Origin of the sequence: Streptosporangium sp. NPDC006013 (assembly GCF_040614275.1) — a bacterium.
Taxonomy (GTDB): Bacteria; Actinomycetota; Actinomycetes; order Streptosporangiales; family Streptosporangiaceae; genus Streptosporangium.
The window spans coordinates 1-18,612 of sequence record NZ_JBEXUE010000172.1 but is presented as its reverse complement, the minus strand read 5'-3'; the positions used below and the strand labels follow the sequence as shown (position 1 = coordinate 18,612).

At 65.7% G+C, this 18,612-nt stretch carries 19 protein-coding genes and 2 pseudogenes; 10 read left to right on the top strand and 11 right to left on the bottom strand.

Annotated elements, in window-relative coordinates:
* From ABZ260_RS24980 to ABZ260_RS24960, 5 genes and pseudogenes are all read right to left on the bottom strand, one after another.
* Positions 1–522, bottom strand: a pseudogene (locus ABZ260_RS24980) (hypothetical protein); the annotation flags it as partial.
* Positions 523–894: 372 nt separating this feature from the next.
* Positions 895–1,317 (bottom strand): hypothetical protein, encoded by a 423-nt coding sequence (locus ABZ260_RS24975; RefSeq protein WP_355622076.1) that lies wholly within the window; start codon positions 1,315–1,317, stop codon positions 895–897.
* Positions 1,314–1,568 (bottom strand): hypothetical protein, encoded by a 255-nt coding sequence (locus tag ABZ260_RS24970; RefSeq protein ID WP_355622073.1) that lies wholly within the window; start codon positions 1,566–1,568, stop codon positions 1,314–1,316. The genes ABZ260_RS24975 and ABZ260_RS24970 overlap by 4 nt, the downstream gene beginning before the upstream one ends.
* A 359-nt stretch (positions 1,569–1,927) precedes the next feature.
* Positions 1,928–2,389: a hypothetical protein gene (locus ABZ260_RS24965; protein ID WP_355567650.1), complete on the bottom strand. Its 462-nt coding sequence runs from the start codon at positions 2,387–2,389 to the stop codon at positions 1,928–1,930.
* Positions 2,386–2,928, bottom strand: coding sequence for an HIT family protein (locus ABZ260_RS24960; RefSeq protein WP_355622070.1), 543 nt, complete (start codon positions 2,926–2,928; stop codon positions 2,386–2,388). The genes ABZ260_RS24965 and ABZ260_RS24960 overlap by 4 nt, the downstream gene beginning before the upstream one ends.
* A gap of 194 nt (positions 2,929–3,122) precedes the next feature.
* Between ABZ260_RS24960 and ABZ260_RS24955 the strand changes: the two genes are divergently transcribed.
* Positions 3,123–3,431 carry a hypothetical protein gene (locus ABZ260_RS24955; RefSeq protein WP_355622067.1) on the top strand — a complete coding sequence of 103 codons (309 nt, stop codon included), beginning with the start codon at positions 3,123–3,125 and terminating at the stop codon, positions 3,429–3,431.
* Positions 3,432–3,853: 422 nt separating this feature from the next.
* Here the strand turns inward: ABZ260_RS24955 and ABZ260_RS24950 are convergent.
* Positions 3,854–3,958 (bottom strand): annotated as a pseudogene (locus tag ABZ260_RS24950) (sulfite exporter TauE/SafE family protein); the annotation flags it as partial.
* 133 nt (positions 3,959–4,091) lie between these two features.
* Here ABZ260_RS24950 and ABZ260_RS24945 point away from each other — a divergent pair.
* Together ABZ260_RS24945 and ABZ260_RS24940 are read left to right on the top strand one after the other, a co-directional pair.
* Entirely contained in the window at positions 4,092–4,676 is a 585-nt protein-coding gene (locus ABZ260_RS24945; protein WP_355622064.1) for a DUF305 domain-containing protein, read from the top strand.
* 168 nt (positions 4,677–4,844) lie between these two features.
* The gene (locus tag ABZ260_RS24940; RefSeq protein ID WP_355622061.1) at positions 4,845–5,915 is read left to right on the top strand and encodes a hypothetical protein; all 1,071 of its coding nucleotides are present in this window, start codon (positions 4,845–4,847) and stop codon (positions 5,913–5,915) included.
* Positions 5,916–6,077: 162 nt separating this feature from the next.
* Here the strand turns inward: ABZ260_RS24940 and ABZ260_RS24935 are convergent, their stop codons facing one another.
* Complete coding sequence (locus tag ABZ260_RS24935) at positions 6,078–6,434, bottom strand: glutaredoxin domain-containing protein (protein WP_355622058.1); 357 nt, start codon at positions 6,432–6,434, stop codon at positions 6,078–6,080.
* A gap of 409 nt (positions 6,435–6,843) precedes the next feature.
* Between ABZ260_RS24935 and ABZ260_RS24930 the strand changes: the two genes are divergently transcribed.
* The 5 genes from ABZ260_RS24930 (at position 6,844) to ABZ260_RS24910 (ending at position 11,875) form a co-directional block, all read left to right on the top strand.
* On the top strand, positions 6,844–7,548 hold the full coding sequence (locus ABZ260_RS24930) for a Crp/Fnr family transcriptional regulator (protein ID WP_355622055.1): 705 nt from the start codon (positions 6,844–6,846) through the stop codon (positions 7,546–7,548).
* Between the two features lie 59 nt (positions 7,549–7,607).
* Entirely contained in the window at positions 7,608–8,366 is a 759-nt protein-coding gene (locus ABZ260_RS24925) for a hypothetical protein (RefSeq protein WP_355622052.1), read from the top strand.
* The gene (locus tag ABZ260_RS24920) at positions 8,363–10,453 is read left to right on the top strand and encodes a hypothetical protein (RefSeq protein ID WP_355622049.1); all 2,091 of its coding nucleotides are present in this window, start codon (positions 8,363–8,365) and stop codon (positions 10,451–10,453) included. Before ABZ260_RS24925 ends, ABZ260_RS24920 begins: the two co-directional genes overlap by 4 nt.
* 4 nt (positions 10,454–10,457) lie before the next feature.
* Positions 10,458–11,228, top strand: a complete 771-nt coding sequence (locus ABZ260_RS24915; protein WP_355622046.1) for a hypothetical protein — start codon at positions 10,458–10,460, stop codon at positions 11,226–11,228.
* A gap of 80 nt (positions 11,229–11,308) precedes the next feature.
* Complete coding sequence (locus ABZ260_RS24910; RefSeq protein ID WP_355622079.1) at positions 11,309–11,875, top strand: Pycsar system effector family protein; 567 nt, start codon at positions 11,309–11,311, stop codon at positions 11,873–11,875.
* A 1,054-nt stretch (positions 11,876–12,929) separates the two neighbouring features.
* On the opposite strand, the gene ABZ260_RS24905 is transcribed toward ABZ260_RS24910, so the two are convergent.
* Entirely contained in the window at positions 12,930–13,430 is a 501-nt protein-coding gene (locus ABZ260_RS24905) for an ATP-binding protein (protein ID WP_355622043.1), read from the bottom strand.
* A 303-nt stretch (positions 13,431–13,733) separates the two neighbouring features.
* Here ABZ260_RS24905 and ABZ260_RS24900 point away from each other — a divergent pair, with 303 nt between their 5' ends.
* Positions 13,734–15,077: a hypothetical protein gene (locus tag ABZ260_RS24900; RefSeq protein ID WP_355622039.1), complete on the top strand. Its 1,344-nt coding sequence runs from the start codon at positions 13,734–13,736 to the stop codon at positions 15,075–15,077.
* Positions 15,078–15,206: 129 nt separating this feature from the next.
* Here ABZ260_RS24900 and ABZ260_RS24895 read toward each other — a convergent pair whose 3' ends face one another.
* The 3 genes from ABZ260_RS24895 to ABZ260_RS24885 all read right to left on the bottom strand — a co-directional run bounded on the left by ABZ260_RS24895 (position 15,207) and on the right by ABZ260_RS24885 (position 17,907).
* On the bottom strand, positions 15,207–16,169 hold the full coding sequence (locus ABZ260_RS24895) for an NADPH:quinone oxidoreductase family protein (RefSeq protein WP_355622036.1): 963 nt from the start codon (positions 16,167–16,169) through the stop codon (positions 15,207–15,209).
* A 215-nt stretch (positions 16,170–16,384) separates the two neighbouring features.
* Positions 16,385–17,329 carry a sulfite exporter TauE/SafE family protein gene (locus ABZ260_RS24890; RefSeq protein WP_355622033.1) on the bottom strand — a complete coding sequence of 315 codons (945 nt, stop codon included), beginning with the start codon at positions 17,327–17,329 and terminating at the stop codon, positions 16,385–16,387.
* A 149-nt stretch (positions 17,330–17,478) separates the two neighbouring features.
* Positions 17,479–17,907: an Rrf2 family transcriptional regulator gene (locus ABZ260_RS24885; protein WP_350930385.1), complete on the bottom strand. Its 429-nt coding sequence runs from the start codon at positions 17,905–17,907 to the stop codon at positions 17,479–17,481.
* A gap of 509 nt (positions 17,908–18,416) precedes the next feature.
* On the opposite strand from ABZ260_RS24885, the gene ABZ260_RS24880 reads away from it, so the two are divergent.
* The coding region (locus ABZ260_RS24880; protein WP_355622030.1) for a cation:proton antiporter at positions 18,417–18,612 on the top strand (196 nt) is incomplete at its 3' end.

The window sequence follows — 18,612 nt, the reverse complement described above, 5'->3', positions numbered from 1 at the left end:
TGTCGATGGCGCTGCGCGCGAGCAGCAGCGGCCCCAGAAGTCCTTCTTGTGCAGTGATCTCCACGCCGTTCCGCCTCCCCAAACGAGTGCACATAGCACCCGCATCAGCCCCTGCGCCTGCTCACGGGTCAGCGCACGCCGTTCCGGCCGCAGCCCCCCGCGCTCCCTGGCCGTGACCGTCGTCATCGTCATCGGATTGACCTGCACCCACCCGACCAGCACCGCGTGCTTGAACAACGCCGACACCGACCGCCGAAACCGCGCCTGGGAGGAGGCGGACTGCAACGCCCCCGAGACGGCCTCCGGCTGCGAGCGCCGCCGCCCGTCCGGCTTGCGCGCGAAGGCCAGCAGAACGGCGTCCACCTCCTCACCCGTCAGATCATCCAAAACCACCTCCTCGCCCACCAACTGCACAAAGGTGGTTACATCACGCGCGTACACCTCCGCCGTCGACATCGACAACGCACCGGTCAGGGTCCTGGCCCGCACCAGCTCCACATAACGGTCGGCGCACTCACCCACACTGAGACGATTCAGATCAGCCGGCCGCATGATCCCGACGGCACCCCTTTCGCGCCCGGACCGCCCTGAAACGGCCACTCACCTCGCACCGGCACCGGTAGGGACGAGGCCACGAAACGGCGACGCGGAAAACCACCGCCCCGCGCACGCCCGTCCTGCCCACCAGATCACCGATCATGTCCATCCCCCACGGTAAACGAATGCCCGCACCCGGGCCGCCCCTCAAAGAAGACCGGGCACGGCATCGACCACGCGGCCTTTCGCCGAGTGCTCGCAGCGCGCCCGCAGCAGGGATCGGGCCAGGAGCCCGAACGGTCACCGGGGGAATCGGGGAGCGGAGCCTTGAGCCGTCCCACCACCTTCCCTCGCCCGCTACGGCCAGTTGACCGGGATACGCGGACACAACCGCCGATAGGGCTGCGCGTCACGGGCGATGATGCGCCAGTCGGTGACATTGCCGATCGCGGTGACCCGCGTGGAGGCCGAGTGGGCGGTGTGGGCGGCGGCAAGGGAGACGACCTCGCGCTCGGCCGCCATGCCGCCGATGATGAGGGCGTCGTCGGCGTCGAGCACGTCAACGTGCTGGGCGATCATGTAGAGAAGGCCGTGCAGACGCTCGCGAGCCGGAACGGTGAGCGCCTGGCGGGAGGCCTCGGCGGCCGCGACGGCGGACACGACAATCGGGTACCCGCGACGGACGGCCTCGCCGATGATCACTTCAATCTCGATGTCCTTGCTCAGCCAGTCGTTGAGGGCCGAGTGGTCCAGGACGAGGCCGGTGTCGAAGAACCTCACGGACGGTGGCTCTCCTCGATCTGGTCGAACATGGCGCGGACACGGGCGAGGACGCCGCCGGGGGAGTCGTCGAGGTCGTGGCCGACGAGTTGCCGCCAGGCGGTCATGCGGCGGTCGCGCTGGAGTTTCTCGGTGACGGCTTCGCCGATATAGGCGGATACGGTGACGCCGTACTCGTCAGCGGCCTCTTTGAGCTGATCCGCCTGCTCCTTGGTGTGGGAGAAGCTGGTCCGCTTATCCTTAATGTGCATACGTTCACTCTATAGAGTGCATACCTCTGGTGTCAGGTGCGAACCGCCATCTCCTCCGGGCAAGGGGAGGGGAAAAATCCGTACAGCCGGCAGGATGGTGACACCACGCGCCGGAGGCGGGCCTGCGGGTTCGTCGCACGCCGTGGCCACGGCGGGGGAGCGGCCGCGCACGGATGTCGTTCACCACGCGTCCCCGTGACGAGAGCCGCCAGATCGGTTCACCATTCCGGGAAGCCCGCCGGTTCGTTCGCAGCCGTCTCCAGCACCACATCGACGCCGTTTTCAACCATGTTCCGACAAGCCGAATCGCCTGCCGCCACAGGTCGTCTCATCGAATCCGGGCCATCGACGGTGTTTGCTCAGAAGGTGCCTCTGATCCCCTCCGCAGCTCTGGCGGTCGCAGCAACGTGCTCGTCGGCGGTCATGCCGAGGTTGGGGGAGTGCCGGTTGAGGTCATGCTGGTCGTCAGCCCACTGCTGGTAGTCCCGCCGAACGGTGAGCTCGTCGGAGTCGACAATACGGGCGATATCGGCCCAGGTGACCCCGGCCAGCAACGCGTGGTGAACGTTGGCGGGATGGCGCACGGTGCGTGCGATGCACTCCGCCAGCGCCAGCAACTCGATGTGCTCGGCCACGGTGAGCGCAGGACGGTCATCGGCTCCATGCCGGGCGGGGTCATAGATTCCCCGGGCCACCAGCTCAATCCGGGCGCGAGCCGACGCGTGCTTGGCGGCCAACTCGTTGTAGCGCTCCAGCTGCTGACTGACGGGCATGTCGTAGCGAGCGTCGCGCCAGGTCGCGATGTGCTCAGGCATGGTCATTCGGCCAAGGCCGCGCGGAGACGTTCAGCGAGATCGAAGGCCCGCTGTGCCGACCAGGGGATCACACCGTTCTCGGTCATCAGGGCATGATACTGCTGCTCCGCGTAAGGAGTTCCGGGCGGCAGCGGGGCGATGTGCCAGTGAAGGTGGCTGTTGCCCTGCTGACTGCCCAGCGAAAGCAGATAGGTGCGCTCGGAGGGAACAACCGCCTCAACAGCCAGAGCGATCCGGCGAACCGTCCGCATCAACTGTAGATATGCCTCCTCCTTGAGGTCACGGACCACGTGCTCGACATGTGCCTTAGGAGCCACCAGGACCTTGCCGGGCATCGTGGGGTAGCGGTCCAGGAAGGCGATGTGGTGCTCATCCTCGAAGAGGATCTGTTCGGAGTCGTAACCGGGGGCGCCTGCCAGAATGGCGCAGATGAAGCAAGGACCGCTCTTAGCCCGCTGAACGTAACCGGCGAGATCGAACGCCTCTTTCCGCTCGACTTCTGGAGCCAGGACGGGCAAGTCCTCATCGGAGGAACACAGACTCATGATCGCCACCATAGGCCAGGGCAGGACTGGACCAAGGGGAACGCAGCCGTAGTGATCATCTTGAAACGGCCGGCGATCTGCCGGCCCCGGGCTCCGGAGAACAGACCCTATCCGGGACGACGGCGTCGACCTGTCCGGTAAGGGCGAGTGTGCCCGCCTGGGAGGCAGATCGGAAGGCGATTGCCGAAACCGTCGTGAGCCGAGCGGCCGCGACGGTCCGCGCCGGGTATCCGAAACTCGTCGTGCGCCCGCTGCTCTGCCGGGACAGGGCCGTGACAGGGCCGCGCCACTCCGAGACGGCCGACCTCCTCGTGCTGGGAGGGGGCCGGCCGGTGGGCGGCGGATTTCTCGGGGCGACTTTACGGGCCTGCCTCGCCCTGGCGGCCTGCCCCACCGTCGTCGTCACCCCTGACCAGGTCGACCGGATACGGAACGCCGACATGCTCGCCCCGCGTGCCGCGATCGAATCCATGCCCGAAACGGCACATCCGGTACTCGCCTGACCGGAACGAGCTTATAGGGGGGTCGGTAGCAATGAAGAAATTTCCAACGAAGTACCGTCTGACCTGCGCTGACGAAGGTGTCGTAGAAGCCGGGGTTTCGGCTGTGGACGGCCGTGCCCGGCATGGGACCGGATTGGCTCCGTAGCGGTCCCACCGTGTTGACCTGGGCAGACGCTGTTCCGGGAACGGGACAGTACTCAGTTTCTGTCCGGCCTATGGCAGGTTCGCTGGATTTTCCGCGATTACTACTGGGACTCCATTCGGCGCCCTGCATGGACGGCCACGGCGTGGTTGCCCGGATCGCTTCGGCCCCTCACTCCTAGGCCCGGTTCTAAGGGGGCACCCGACCCCGAGCCGATGCCGCGGTGAAACCTCGCATCGCCGGGTGATCTCGGGCCAGGGACGCCACGTCCGGATTCGGCGACCAGGTCGAGGGGCGCGAGAAAGCGCTTGCGCAGTGGCTTGCCCAAGTTGCCGCGCGGGAGGCCGAAGGCCGTGAAGCGGATCAGGCCGTAGACACCCAGCGCCGGAGTTCGGCATCCAGAATTCCGGGCACGCGATTTTCGACGGCCCCTGAACCCCCGGAACGGGGTCCGCGTATCTCCCGGTGGAACGGCACAAATGATCCTCCCATCTCGCAGGAAAGGGGCAGCGATCTTGATGAGCACCCGGCGGTCATCCGGGCAACGGTTCCTGACCGCCACCCTGCTGGTCTCCGCCACACTGATCGCCGGGTGCTCATCAACCGCCGTGACACCCACGTCCCCCACGCAGGCGATGAAAGTGGTCGCCGACCGGGTCGACGCGGACGTCCGCTTCTCCCAGGAGATGATCCCGCACCACCGCCAGACCATCCAGCTCGCCGACCTGGTGACCGGCCGTACCCAGAACCCCTACGTGCGCGACCTGGCCGCGAAGATCAGGCAGAGCGAGTCCGCCGACATCGACCTGATGTCCGGCTGGCTCCGGTCATGGCAGGTCGAGATACCGGCGGATGACGACCACGCCGCGCACAACATGCCGGGCATGCTGTCCGCCACCCAGATCTCCTCGCTGAAGAGACGCTCAGGCGCCGCCTTCGACAAGCTGTGGCTGAGCCTCCTTGGCAGGCACCTCGACAGCGGCGTCCGGATGGCCCAGGTCGTGATCGCCCTGGGAAGCCACCGGCCGACCGTCCAGCTGGCGGAGAGGCTCGTCACCGAGCAGCGCGCCCAGATCGGCGAGATCGGCAGGAAGCTCGCCTGAGCCACCGTACCTCCGGGCGGCGGGCCGGCCAGGAACGGCCCGCCGCTCGGCGGCATGCCACCGTTCGAACGGAGCGGAGGAGGGCAGCAGCGCGGGGCACGACCGGATCGCGGTGACGCCAGGCGGCGCCGGTACCGTGATCGGGTCCCGCCCACCGCTGGAGGCCCCATGAAGACAACCGGGAGACGGCCCGTCCTCGCCGACTCCGTCAGGATCACCGACGACGCCGTGGAGATCCTCGACCGCCGCGTCTATCCCTTCGAGCACCGCTGGGTGCGCTGCGCCACCAGCGAGGACGTCGCGGTGGCCATCGAGCGGATGGTCACCCAGAGCACCGGCCCCTCCTTCGCGGCGACCGCCGGGATGATCCTGGCCGCGCGTGAGGCCCGCGACGAGCCGCCGGTCCTGGCGGCGGCCCGGCTGCGCGGGGCGGGCGACCGGCTGATCGCGACCCGGCCCACGAACAACCACATCCGCGACGCCGTCCACGCGGTCCTGGCCGCCACCGTGGACGGGCCGCTGCCCGAGGCGTCGGGAGAGGAACTGGTGGAGGCCGTGACCCGGGCCGCGACCGAGCACGACGCGGCCTACCGGGCCAGCAGCGCGGCCCTGGGCAGGCACGCGGCGGCACTGCTGGAGGACGGCGCCCGCGTCCTCACCCACTGCTGGGCCGACACCTACCTGATCGCGACGGTCGAGGCCGCGCAGCAGGCGGGCAAGCGACTGGAGTTCGTCTGCACCGAGACCCGGCCCTACCTGCAGGGAGCACGGCTGACCGCGCCGACGCTGGTGGAGATGGGCTACCGGCCCACCCTGATCACCGACGGGATGGTCGCCTCGGTGCTGGCCGACGGGCTCGCCGACGTGGCGCTGACCGCGGCGGACCGGGTGACGATGGACGGCCATGTGGTGAACAAGGTCGGCACCCTCGGGGTGGCGCTGGCCGCCCGCGCCTTCGACGTCCCGTACTACGTGGTGATCCCGGCACCCGACCCCCGGGCGCCGGGAATCGGCGACGTCGTCATCGAGCGGCGGGACGGTGACGAGGTCCTGCACGTGCTGGGAAGGCGCACTGCGGGCGAGGGCGTGACCGGCCACTACCCCGCCTTCGACGCCACTCCCCCGCATCTGGTGACCAGGATCGTGACCGAACGCGGCGCCTTCAGCGCCGAACGCGTGTCGGAGCACTTCGAGGCGCCGGAGCGTTCCGGGGCGTCCGAGTACCTGGCAAACGACTGAACAGGGCCCGCCGCGTCGTCGTGGACACCAGGCGTCTTCTCGCGGACACCAGGCACCGACGACGCGCACACCCCGCCGTACCTGGCGGGGCCCGATTTCAACCGCCTGCCCCCTGAGGACTCCGCGGCGAGTGCGGCACTCCGGGACATCCCGCCCGCCCTGTCAGTCACGTTCGCCGGTCTGATTCCCCGTGCCGGGTGCCAGGAGCGGGGTGCGCGTCTTGATCACTTCAAACAGCCAGCCCTTCAAGGGATTCACCATCGCCTCCCCGGCCACGGTCACGGTCGGTACGGTCTCGTTCCCATCCGCAACCGAGCGAACGAACGCCGCCGCCTCGGGATCTCTCCAGATGTTGATCTCGCTGTAGCGCAGTCGCGTGAAGCGCAGACGCGTGCGCAACCTCATGCAGTACGTACAACCGGGCCGCCAGTAGACGACCACACCTCCGTGATCCGCGTCCTCGTACGACGTCGCCCGTCCTCGGCAAGGCAGGTTCATAATGATCAGCACCACGAACACTGCGCCTGGGCCACACGCACCTGGCCATTGACACGGAGACCAGCCGACATCAGGGATCGTAAGGGCGATACAAATCGTTGAAGGTTTTACAGCGGGCCGGTAATTGAGGCCCCGAAGAGCTCCTGAGCTGGCGATACGACCCTCCGCCTGTCGATGACACGGGATCATCCCACATATATCCCAGATCGTCCTGCAGGCCCCGCGCAGGGGACGCCGGTCCGCCCTCGCCCTCTTCGTAGGTGTCCAATTCCAGGACGGGAACACCGTGTCAAGGCCGGCTGCGAAGGTTCGCCAGCTATATAGATGCGGTCACGCAGGACTGCTGCGATCTCTCGATCATTGGCGAGCGGGCTTGTCTGGACAACCGGGGCTGACGTATGTGTAAGGCACTGATTGCTGGAGGACACTCGTGGCACACAACCGCTGGCCGACCGGCACCTTTATGCACCGTTTGTCGGACGACTTACGCTCGGAGCTCTTCGAACTCGGCACCCTACGCACGTTCCCTCCTGGGCACATCCTCATCAGCCAAGGAGATCGCGGCACGTCGGTCTGGCTCCTATTGGACGCACTGGTCAAGGTGACCGGGACCGTTGAGAACGGCGTGGAGTCGACGCTGGCCATCCGGGTGTCAGGCGACATCGTTGGTGATATGTCCGCCATGGACGGGTCGCCACGGTCGGCTACCGTGGCCACGTGTGGGCGCGCGGTCTGCCAGCAGATAAAGGGCCCCGTGTTCCGTTCTTTCGTGGCACGACGACCGGCAGCAGCACTGGCCCTGGCCTTGGTCGTCGCCGATCGGCTCCGGTGGGCAAATCAGCGGCGGCTCGATTTCGCTGGATACGAGACGAAGATCTGTCTGGCGCGCGTGCTGATTGCGCTGATCTCGCGGCACGGCCGAACCACGAATGACGGTGTGAGCATTGGTGTTCCACTCACCAGGGCAGAATTGGGCATGCTAGTGGGCGCGAAGGAGATCACGGCACAGAAGGCGCTACGTGAACTGGCTGCGGAAGGACTCATCCGACGGGGACGTCGCGACGTCATCGTGAAGAACCCTGTCGAACTAATCAAGATCGCCGACCTCCCCTTACTCGCCAAGCCATATTTATAAGGCTTCATCCGCCTCGTCATACCTCACCGTTGAGCCCACACGCGCTCATTGGAGATGACATGGCAATACACGATTACCGCGTCCTACTCACCGCCGACATCGAGAACTACGGCGGTCGTACCGACGCTCAGCACGGAACCCTCCAGGTAGGTCTGGTCACTGTAATCGACACAGCAGCGGACCGCGTCGGCCTGGACCGCCAGTCCTGGGAGATTCAGGTGGGTGGTGACTCTCTGACCCATGTCCTTCCCGCCGAACCGGGCCCTCTCGTCACCATTCCTCTCCTCCTCGACCGGTTCGTGACCGAGATGGACCTGGCCATTGCGGCGCACAACAGCCGGCGCGCCGATCCCACCTGGGCGCGAATGAGGGTACGACTGGCCATACACGTCGGGCCGCTCTACTTGGACGGCGCGGCAGGATGGCCGGGACAGCACGCCGTCCTACCCGCAAGGTTGCGTGACTCGACACCGGTTCGGGCCGCTCTCGATACCTTCCGCGACGCGGACCTAGCGCTGATCATCTCCCGGGAGGTGTTTCACGACTACGTGTCTCAGGGACCTGGGCGGCCGAGGCCGTCGGAGTTCCTGGAGGTGGCTGTGGCTGAGAAGAAGCAGGAGTATCAGGCGTACTTGTATGTTCCGCACTTCGACGTCCATGAAATGGGGATTCCCACACCCTCACCCTCCAGGGAGGAGGTAACACCGGCACCTCCGTCAACAATCGGATCGATTAAAAATCGAGCGAAGGGAGGGAACGTCAATATTGCACAACGAGATCTGAACGTCTCATATGACCCGAAGCGGAGGAAGAAATGAGCAACCCTCCGCCCGAAGAAGCAAATTCCATGCCTCCACAATCGGAAGACAAACGTCTTTTGGACGCACCTTCCGAGGAAGCGACCGACACTTCCGGGGAACCGGAGCTCGGCAAATCGGTCCGCGAAGAGATGACTGCTTCAGGACAGGAGTGGCTCGAACGCAGACAGAGCCTGGATGACCTGTTCGCAGACGAGCGGCCCAGCGCCGGCACGCGCGACTGGATCGGACGCGTCACGAACCGTGTCAAGAATGGAAATGTTTGGCTAGCCCAGCGTGATATCCACATAGACCAGGGACGTCCACAACCGACTGAGACGATTTATGCCCTGTCGGACGGCGAAATTGAGGATCTACGGCGAACACTGGTGCCAACCCAGTCGCAGGCGGAAATACGCAAGCTACTCGACGGCGAATGTCTGGTCCTGCTCGGCGGTGCAGCTGAGACCGGAAAGGCGACTACGGCCTTGGCGGCACTGCTCGACTGGGGCGGCGGGGCAAGCTGGGTCATCCCACATGGGGCGAGCACGCCGAACCCGCGTGACTGGAAACTTGAGGCGGGCCAGGGCTACTTGCTGGACCTCGTTGACACCCCTGATGGCGTGGACAGAGTGACCACGCATCTCAAGCGCTCCGGCGTCAACGCTGAGAGCAGGGTGATAGTCCTTGTGCCCGAGCACACCAGTTCCTCCGTCGCGCCGGTGATCGACCACGATCCGCCACCAAATGACAGGGTCTTCGCAAAGCATCTGTCCGCTTACACAACGGGTGTACACCCTGATCCGGACGACCATCGACTCCTCTCCGAAGAGTTACGCGCGCACTCCGCACCCTGGCAGGTTGTCGAACTGGCTAGGCAGGTGGCCACCACTGTGCATTCCGGCACCCCCATCGACGTCCTGCTGGATAAGCGATTTCATCGAATGCGAGCGAAGGTGGGTAACAATCTCGACAAGCGTCGGCCGGTCCTGGGGCGCTGTTTCATGACAAGCATCGCCGTACTCCACGGACTGCCCGAGGCAGAGGTCTCTGGTGCGGCGCTAGCCCTGGCTGAGCGGCTCGACGAGAAATGGCGTCGTGATAGGTCACCGAGACCGGTTCAGATGTGGGAGGGGCTGCCTCTTTGGCTCAGTTATGTGGACGCCGAGGCAGTACCCGCCGGACCTGGGAGCGGGCGGACCATAAAGCTGAGACGCCCAAAGCTGGCGGCGGTCATGCTTCGCGTCATCTGGGAGGACCAACCAACCATCCGCGACTCCCTCATCGACTGGCTGCTCTGGCTCGGCGACGAGGGCTCCTGGCTCACCAGGATCAAAGTCGGACACGCGGTCGGGAAGCTTGCAACCTTTGACTTCGACACCGTGGATAAACGGTTTCTGCAAGTATGGAGCCGCTCCCGACGCGTGGGGGATTACCAACTTGCGGCCCTAGCCCTTGAGGCCGCCGCCGAGGACCCGTCTCTGACACGTCGTGTCCACCTCCATCTCCACTCGATGATCGGCGGAAGGGACGCAGAGAAGGCGATCGCGATTCGCGCCTATGCTTCGTCGGTCGGTCTGTCCGCCCCCGACCAAGCACTCGCCGCGTTCAGAAGGCTGGCTCTCACCAGGGGCGCCAAGTTTCACCGAGATGTGGCCCAGTCCATCGCCTATCTATACCGCACGGATACGGCTCACAGCATCTTGAACCACCTCGCCGACTGGGTCAGCGATGGAGGACCTGCTGGTCGTCGCAGCGCTGCCCTTGCCTTCATACGGCTAGCCGCTCCGGCCGCCCCAACCCTGGCGCGGCCGGAGCTGAGCCAGCTTGAGCCTCACCCCTCACTGGTGACGCTCTGGCGTAACGCGCTCAGCCACGAAGAAGGAGGACACCTTATTGCACCAGAGTCCTGGGACTTGCTGCTGAGCGAGTGGCTGCGGCACTACGGCAAGCGACCCACCGTACGAGAGATTACCGACAAGATCTTCAGCCTAACCGATGGACGGAGCAGCAAGCGCGCACTGCTCTATCTACGGCTCTGGCGTCACCAAGGCGAGATCTCTGCCGAACTCCACCACCACCTGCGCCAACTCGTTCAAAGGATCTGATCTTATGCGCAAATGGCTGGCACCAATGCTTTACCAGGTCTACCAGAACGAGCCCGATACTGTCCCACCAACGAACATCGAGCCATTCACGTTCGACTCGCCCGCCAAGGGCGATACCTACGACTTCTCCGTCACACTACACCGGACCGTGAGGTCGCCCGGAAGAAGGGCCCGCGCCGTCTTCGACGATGAAGTACCCGAGGCCGAGTCGGTTCTTCAGCGGGCCTTCGAGGAGATCCGGCCGGTCACTCGTCAGTTCGAGATCACCGAAGCGGGCGCGGCGGAGCTGGCGGCTAACCAACGACTCGCATCGGTAGCAAGTGCAATGACCGGAAGCCACCGTTGGATAGTTAGAGCCGAGGTAAACATTTGCGAGGAGGTAAGGCAGCTCAACCGCGATACATACAGGAAGCAGCACGCCATACGGTCCGAAGCTGCAGCAGCACTCCTCCATATCGAGAGTACCGACAAGGTCAGGCTAAAATGGCAGAAATTCCTTGCTGCCGTCGAAGGAAGCGACAGGGCAGCGCAAACGATCCAACTTACTGCCGATCGTACCCAGCTGCCGGAGATCATCAGAGGTCTCGTCGAGCGGCGGGAACAAAACGCACAAGAACTGCTTAGCACCGTTGACAGAATTATGCAGAGTTACCTGGCAGTGGACATGCTCGACTTCGTCATGAGCAACGAAACCGTTCTGCGCAGGACCCTGGAGCTTCTGGGTCTTCCCATTCCACCGCTGCAAGACGAATCCATACTGGTGGGTGAGGCATGACCTCCGTATCAGAAGACTAGGGCCGCGCAATGTCACTGCGAAGCAGCTCTTCAGGCGCCGAGACAGAACCGTTGATCCTCATGTTTCATAGGATCGCTCAAGCCTTAACACCCCCAGATCAGCAGCAAGCAGCCGAGGAGAACGCGTGTGCCTACGGCACCCAGTTACTCCAAGAGACCCGCGAGGAGCTCAATCGGGCCGACACCAAGGCTCAGGTTCTTCTTGGCATCGTGGGCATCGGGCTAGGCGGTGTTATCGGCGGTCTGCTCGCCGGGAGCTGGTCACCGTTCGAGTTGTCGAACAATATCGAGTGGCTGTGGTGGGCAGGGGCGGCCGCGGCTCTGGCGTCAGTGGTGATGCTCGCGGGCGCTGTCTACCCGCGGCTGGATCGCAGGAAGCGGAGCGATGCGGTCATGTACTACGCCGACGTGATCCGCTTTGAGTCCGCCACAGTAGTTTCCAGCGCCTTGATGAGATCTTCGGCCCTGGACCTGGAGCGAATCGCCGACCAACTTTACAGGGTCAGCCACATCGTCAGTCGGAAATACCGCCTCATCCGGTGGGGGTTCTGGCTCCTCCTAAGCGGGATGGTGGCCACGATGAGCGCCCCGCTGATCAACGTCGCGCTCATCGCGTATCCTCCATGAGAGTGAGCGAGAGTTGGGCTCTGGAGGCATAAGGACGAACTGCCCGAAAGCTAAGTGTCACGCGGTTTCGTTAGTGATCGTCCCACCCTCCGGGGAGCGAGCCGGGGCCAAGGCGCCACCCCGGCCAATCAGCGATCTTCTGTAACTGGAGCACCCCACCGAAGGCCAGTCGTGGGGTTCGTCTCTACAGTCAACAGTGTGAGTGACGATCAGACTGCGTTGGAGCCCTCTCCGTCTGTCCAGCAGCTGCGGAAGTTGACTTCCGGCGAGGATGACGGTGTTCGCAGCGAGGCGCAGAGCCTCTTGCTTCGCATGAAAAAGTCCCGGGGAGAAGCGGCTCTGAACGCCTCACGGCCGACGTGATTCTCTCGGCAACCGCCTGCGGCTGGTGTCTCGGACCACAACCCAGGAGATCATGCGGATCGAGTCCAAGGCGCATGCTAAACAGTAGCTACTGATCTTGAAAGGCTGAGGTCACATTAGAGATGGGCTGGTCGTGAATCTCCATTGGGGGTTCTACCCGGAGCTAATATCCGCTTGCTGTTGTTCTGGTGCGTGATGGCTGATAGCGCTCGGTGGTGAGTGCCGGAGTTCGACGTCGTTCATCTGGGTCAGCAGGTCCTGATGTTTCTGGCCTCGATGGGGCCGGGGGCATTGGAGAGCCAGATGGGGAAGGCTCAGTAGCGGCGGGCCCAGTGGCGCCAGAGGATGCCCCAGCCTGGGTGGCGGGATTCGAGGTCGCAGGCCAGATCGGTGGCGTCGTCCGCGCTCGCTGTGGGTGTTGCGGAGTGGGGGTCGGTACGTACGAGGCCTGCTCCGCGACGGCGGCCTCTGGGGCGGAGGGGTTCGTTTGCCGGCGTGACCATGGGGACCGTCGCTTGCCGTCGTGGCCTGCGGGATAAGGAGGCCGGCGTCCTGGACGAGGGTGGGATCAGGTCCGTGGACGCCGGCCTTTTGTACGGTCCGCGCCTGGCACGGGGGAGCCGTTGGCGTGGACCGACTTCGGGGTCGCGGGATCGGGGGACGGTCCCTGCTGCCCGGAGGTCTGGGGAGGTTATGGCTGCTGGGGCGGGGTGGGAAGGTCGAACCAGACGGCGGTGCCGAGTTGGCCGGTGCCGCACAGGCGGGTCCATTGGGTGCCGCAGCGGCCGTGGGTGAGTTCGGTGACGATGCGCAGGCCCCGGCCGCCGAGTTCGAGGTCGTCAAGGCATGCGGGGATGGGCGGAGGGCGGTGCAGGAGGTGTTCGATGAGGGTGGTTCCGGCTCCGGCGTCGACGACCTCGGCCTTGACCGGCAGGCCGTGGTCGTGCAGGAGGCGTAGTTCGTAGGGGCCGGGGGCGTAGCGGGTGGCGTTGGTGACGAGCTCGGAGACCACGATCTCCAAGTCATCGAGCACGTCGGCGGCCAGCGGAATCTTGGTCAGTCGGCCACGGAGCACTTCCCGGGCACGGCGGGCCGCACTGCCGGGAGGCAGGCACCAAGCGGTCATCCGGAAACGGGTATGGGGTCTGCCGTGCCCGCCAAAGTCCGGGACGGGAACGTGCTCGGTGAGCATCGTTGCTCCTCGTAAGTGAGAAATGGAGACGTTTCACCAGCGACAGGAGCCGGTTCTGGCAGGTCGCCCTTGAAGGCTGCTCATTGAGGTGTTCACAGAATTGCCGTCATATCTGTAATCAATTGATTGCGGAGTGTGATGCGGTAAGGGCAGACTGGATCCGACAGCGTCCAGAGAACCTCATCACTCATCTCGCGACCAGGAAAATCCTGTCGTCCCTGGTTGTCCGCCCTCGGAGGGAAGCCTCTCGCTGCCTGTCCGGATGGATTAATCAGATTTACAGTCGAGGAAGGGGAGCGGCGAATGTCCGGACCAGTGCCCGCACAGCCCGGCGGAGTCTTCGTCCATCCGTTGAGTTACGTCCGCGCCGAGCGCGGCTGGACATACCAGGATCTGGTGACCGTCATCGCCCGACGAGTCGGGAACATGGCGCGCAGGAGGGAGAAGGCATGGCGCTGGGAGCACTGGGGGGTCGTGCCCGACCGTGAAACGCAGCTCGCTCTGGCCGCCGAACTCGGGGTCGCCGAAGAGCTTCTCCACACACGGCCCTGGCCTGGCTGGCTGCCGGTCGGCGATCCGATCCGGGTCGACTTCTCCTGGGACCAGACGGGCAGCCTGCTCGCTCTCAACCACGCATTGGAGAAAGCGATGATGGACCGACGAGGTTTCCTGCGGCTGACCGGCTCGGGTCTGGCCGCCTTCGCAACCGACTGGCTCAACGTCGAACCGGCCCAGTTGACGTCCATACTGCGCGGCGGCCGGATCAGCGAGGAGTTCGTGACCCAGATCGAGGCGGGCCTGCCTCGCCTGCGCGTACTGGGGGACAGCTACGGCGGGCAAAGGTCACGCAAGCTGATCGATGCCGAGCTTGGCATGGTCGCCGAGGTGATGGACAAGTCCTCCTACAACGCGGCTGTCGCCCAGCGTCTCCACGCCCTGGCGGCGGAACTTGGACGTCTGGCCGGGTTCGCCTCCTTCGACGCGGGATTGCATTCTGCGGCTCAGCGTTACTGGGTCGCGGCCGTCCATTCCGCGCACGCGGCCGGTGACCGAGCGGTGGGGGCGAACATCCTCAAGTCGATGGCCCTGCAGTGCAAGGACTTCGGGAACTTCGCCGACTGCCTGACCATCGCCCGCACCGCCTACGAGAGCGCCGGAGAGATCACGCCACGAACCGCCAGCATGCTGGCCGTACGTCTGGCCGGTGCCCACGCGAGCGTTGGCGACACGGCTGAGACCCATCGCCTGTTGAGCATCGCCGACACCCAATTCGGGCGCGGCACGCGCACAGACGATCCGGCATGGGTCGGGTGGTTCGACGAAGGGGCTTTCCACGACCACGTCAGCGTGTGTTACATCGATCTGGGCAACCTGCGACGCGCGGATTCCTACCTGGACAAGGCCCGAACGGGGTTCTCCCCGACCAGACGCAGAGACTACGCCACCTACCTGATCAGGCGTGCCCACGTCCAGAACGGTCTCGGCAACGCCGACCAGGCCGGAGACCTGCTCCACCAGGCGGTCCCACTGATCGAGCAGGCTCCCTCGCAACGCAACATCGGCAAACTGCTCGCCGTTCGCGATCGCCTACCCAACGACACCCGCCGAAGTGACCTCGACCAGCGACTGTCCACCCTGACGGGATAACCATCGCCGACCCCCCGCACGTCGCTGTCGTCACCGGAGTCGGCCAAGACCTTGGCCGAGCCGTCGCCGCGGAACTGGGGAGAAGTCTCGTCTTCCGAGATTGTCTGACCTTCCCCGCGGCCTCCGCACTCAGGGGATGAGTGCGATCTTGCCGGTGACCCGGCGTTGCAGGAGGTCGTCCAGGACCTGCGCGCCGGCCTCCAGCGGGGCGGTCGCCGGGGCGGCCGGGGTGAGGAGGCCGGAGGCGACGAGGTCCAGGAGTTCGGTGAGCAGGGCGTGCTGACCGGCGGCGTCCGACATCGACCAGGCGCCCCAGTCGACCCCGACGACCGATCGGTTGCGCAGCAGCACCTGGTTGAGCGGCAGCGACGGGATGGTCCCCGAGGCGAACCCGATCACCAGATAACGGCCGCCCACCCGCAGCGACCGCAGGGCCGGATCCGCCAGGTCGCCGCCCACCGGGTCGTAGACCAGGTCGACCCCGCCGTTGGAGAACTCGCGGGCCGCGTCCTTGAGGCTCTGGGCGCTCGTGTCGAGCACGGCGACGGCGCCCGCGGCGCGTGCGGCCCGCCGCTTGTCCTCACTCGACGCCCCGGCCAGGACCGTCGCGCCAAGCGCGGTCGCCACCTGCACCGCCGCCAGCCCTACCCCGCCACCCGCGCCCAGGACCAGCACGGTCTCCCCCGCGCTCAGTCCGCCCCGGTCCCGCAACGCGAACATGGCCGTGCAGTGACTCTGGGCGAACGTCGCCGCCTGGGCCGCGTCCAGGGTGTCGGGGATGCGCACCGCGCCGGCGGCCGGGACGACGACCTGTTCGGCGAAGCCGCCCAGCCCGCACACCGCCACCACTCGCGTTCCCACCATCGGCCAGGTCACGCCGGGGCCGACGGCACTGACCGTGCCAGCGACCTCACTGCCCGGCACGAACGGCGGCGGCAACTTAATCTGGTAGCGGCCGTGGACGAACAACCCGTCGACGTAGTTCACGCCGGCGGCCTCGACGGCGATGACGATCTGGCCGTCGGCGGGCCTCGGGGCGTCCGTCTCGACGACCGAAACCGACCCCAATTCCTCACATATCAGAGCACGCATCAGGTCACCCTACGGACACCAAAACGGTTCGGCCAGCGGATGCGGGCCCGCGCGCTGTCGGGCGGTCACCGTGGTGGGGCCGCAGTGGTCGAAGCCCTTCACCGCCGGGTGACGGAAGACGAGGGCCGCCAGGGTTTCGCCCGGAACGCGGAAGGCCCCCTCGCCATGACGAGGAGGCCTTCACGCGGAACCACGGCCGGATCGCGCCGCCGGGCTCAGCTGGGGGAACCTGCGGTCTCCTGCTCTCCGGCGCGGCGGCGCTCCTCTGCCTCGACCGCCTCGGCCAGCTCGTTGTCGCGGTCACGGCGGTACTCACGGAGCGAGTAGGCGATGGCGGCGGCCCAGATGGCGGCGATGGCGATGTAGGCGGCCGCCTGGACGCCGCCGGAGGCGTCGACCCAGTCACTGCGCAGCAGGGTCCGCACGTTGGTCAGGACGATGACACCGCCGACGGCGGAGCCCAGGATGCGCGGCGGGATGTGGCGGACCAGCCAGGCCGCGATGGGGGCCGCGATGACGCCGCCGAGCAGCAGGACGGCCACCCAGGAAAAGTCGATGTTCTCCGAGCCGATGCCGACGAAGAAGCCGATGCTGGCGGCGATGGCGACCAGGAACTCGCTGGCGTCGATGGAACCGATCACCTTGCGCGGCGCCAGGCGGCCGCTGGCCAGGATCGCCGGGGTGCCGACCGGACCCCAGCCGCCGCCACCGGTGGCGTCGACGAATCCGGCCACCAGGCCGAGGGGCGCGAGGAAGCGCTTGCGCAACGGCTTGCCCAGGTTGCCGCGCGGCAGGCCGAAGGCCGTGAAGCGGACCAGGACGTAGACACCCAGCGCGAGCAGGATGATCGACATGACCGGGGCGGCGACCTCGGTGGAGAGGCCGGACAGGAAGGTGGCTCCCGCGAACGCGCCGACGGCGCCGGGGAGACCGATCTTGGCGACGACCTTCCAGTCGATGTTGTCGAACCGCCAGTGCGATACGCCGGAGGCGAGGGTCGTGCCGATCTCGGCGAGGTGGATGGTGGCCGAGGCGGCGGCGGGGTTGGTGCCGATGGCCAGGAGTAGCGTCGTCGAGGTGACACCGTAGGCCATGCCGAGGCTGCCGTCGACGAGTTGCGCCGCGAAGCCGACCAGGCCTAAGAGGATGAGCGCACGCACGACGCCCCCCTTCCCATTTTCCCTACTATGTTGATAGGAAACATAGTCATTGAACTTCAAGGCGACGTCAAGTCACGTTTCAAGCAGGGCGTCTCAAGTTGTGGACATCTTCGTCTCACATGGGCCGTCAGTTCGATCGACACCCGCTGTCAGGCTCCGCGTCGCCTGCCACTCTCGGCCACCGGCGACAGGAGCGCGGCCAGGCTGACGGTGTCGACGATGGCGTTTATCGAGGTCTCGATGTTCAGCCACACCGTGCGCAGTCGTACCGCCTCTCCGAAGTAGGCCACGTCCCCGGTCGGCAGACCCCGCACCGAGGTCAGCTCGCCACCGACGGCACGCAGGACGTCTCCGACCGAGATGTCCACCGGCGGCCTGGTGAGGGTGAAACCGCCCTCGTGGCCCCGCTGGGCGAAGACGAGGTCCGCACGGCGCAGGTCGGTCAGAATGCCGCGCAGAAAACTCGCCGGGATCTCCTGCGTCTGGGCCATCGTCTCCGACTTGACAGGGACCGGATCGCTCAACGCGATGACCAGCATCGCCCTCAGTGCGTAGTCGCTCCGCGCCGTGACGTGCATCAGACAGCCCCCCGACGGTGCGCCTCTCGATGACCTCATGTGGGTTGGTTCAGATTAATCTACTATCTCTACAGGTTAACTGTGAATTATTCTCGCCGTGGAGCACGACCACGGAGCCTCCTGGCGGCCCCGGGCGATCCGCCCGTGAGAAGCCGCCCCGTGGGAAGGAGCCGACGGTGAGCGCCCGGGCCACCCTGCTCGGCGCGCCGGCCGGACCGGTCCTGCCATGGCCTGCTCTCGTCGCCAGGCGGTCGAGCCACAACACACCTCCACCGGAACCGGCAGGTGAAGCGTGATTAATCAGGCGATACCTCGCATGAACATGCGGCATAAGTACTGCCGCATATTTTGGGCAGCTCTTCAAGAGTTGATTGCCGATCTTTGCTTTGCCAAGCTCTGCACTGTGTCGTCCTGACTGGGGAGAGGGGGCGGCGCCTTGGAAACCGGAGGGGTCTGTCGTGCTCGTCACGCTTGCGGCGCCAGTGGCGCCGATCGCTGCACATCAACTGTTGATCTTCTTACTCCAGGTGGGGCTGCTCCTGCTGCTCGCCCTCATCTTCGGCCGTCTGGCCGGGCGGCTCGGCATGCCCGCCGTCGTCGGTGAGCTGTTCGTCGGGGTGGTCCTGGGGCCGTCCTTCCTCGCCCATGTCGCGCCGGACCTGTCCACCTGGCTGTTCCCACAGGACAGCGCCCAGTTCCACCTGC

What these genes read in the sequence shown, in the direction of transcription:
- ABZ260_RS24910 (WP_355622079.1), top strand. Translation starts at nt 11,309, where the DNA reads ATGTTTCATAGGATCGCTCAAGCCTTAACACCCCCAGATCAGCAGCAA.
- ABZ260_RS24915 (WP_355622046.1), top strand. Translation starts at nt 10,458, where the DNA reads ATGCGCAAATGGCTGGCACCAATGCTTTACCAGGTCTACCAGAACGAG.
- ABZ260_RS24970 (WP_355622073.1), bottom strand. Translation starts at nt 1,568, where the DNA reads ATGCACATTAAGGATAAGCGGACCAGCTTCTCCCACACCAAGGAGCAG.
- ABZ260_RS24960 (WP_355622070.1), bottom strand. Translation starts at nt 2,928, where the DNA reads ATGAGTCTGTGTTCCTCCGATGAGGACTTGCCCGTCCTGGCTCCAGAA.
- ABZ260_RS24965 (WP_355567650.1), bottom strand. Translation starts at nt 2,389, where the DNA reads ATGACCATGCCTGAGCACATCGCGACCTGGCGCGACGCTCGCTACGAC.
- ABZ260_RS24920 (WP_355622049.1), top strand. Translation starts at nt 8,363, where the DNA reads ATGAGCAACCCTCCGCCCGAAGAAGCAAATTCCATGCCTCCACAATCG.
- ABZ260_RS24945 (WP_355622064.1), top strand. Translation starts at nt 4,092, where the DNA reads ATGAGCACCCGGCGGTCATCCGGGCAACGGTTCCTGACCGCCACCCTG.
- ABZ260_RS24905 (WP_355622043.1), bottom strand. Translation starts at nt 13,430, where the DNA reads ATGCTCACCGAGCACGTTCCCGTCCCGGACTTTGGCGGGCACGGCAGA.
- ABZ260_RS24925 (WP_355622052.1), top strand. Translation starts at nt 7,608, where the DNA reads ATGGCAATACACGATTACCGCGTCCTACTCACCGCCGACATCGAGAAC.
- ABZ260_RS24885 (WP_350930385.1), bottom strand. Translation starts at nt 17,907, where the DNA reads ATGCACGTCACGGCGCGGAGCGACTACGCACTGAGGGCGATGCTGGTC.
- ABZ260_RS24895 (WP_355622036.1), bottom strand. Translation starts at nt 16,169, where the DNA reads ATGCGTGCTCTGATATGTGAGGAATTGGGGTCGGTTTCGGTCGTCGAG.
- ABZ260_RS24940 (WP_355622061.1), top strand. Translation starts at nt 4,845, where the DNA reads ATGAAGACAACCGGGAGACGGCCCGTCCTCGCCGACTCCGTCAGGATC.
- ABZ260_RS24900 (WP_355622039.1), top strand. Translation starts at nt 13,734, where the DNA reads ATGTCCGGACCAGTGCCCGCACAGCCCGGCGGAGTCTTCGTCCATCCG.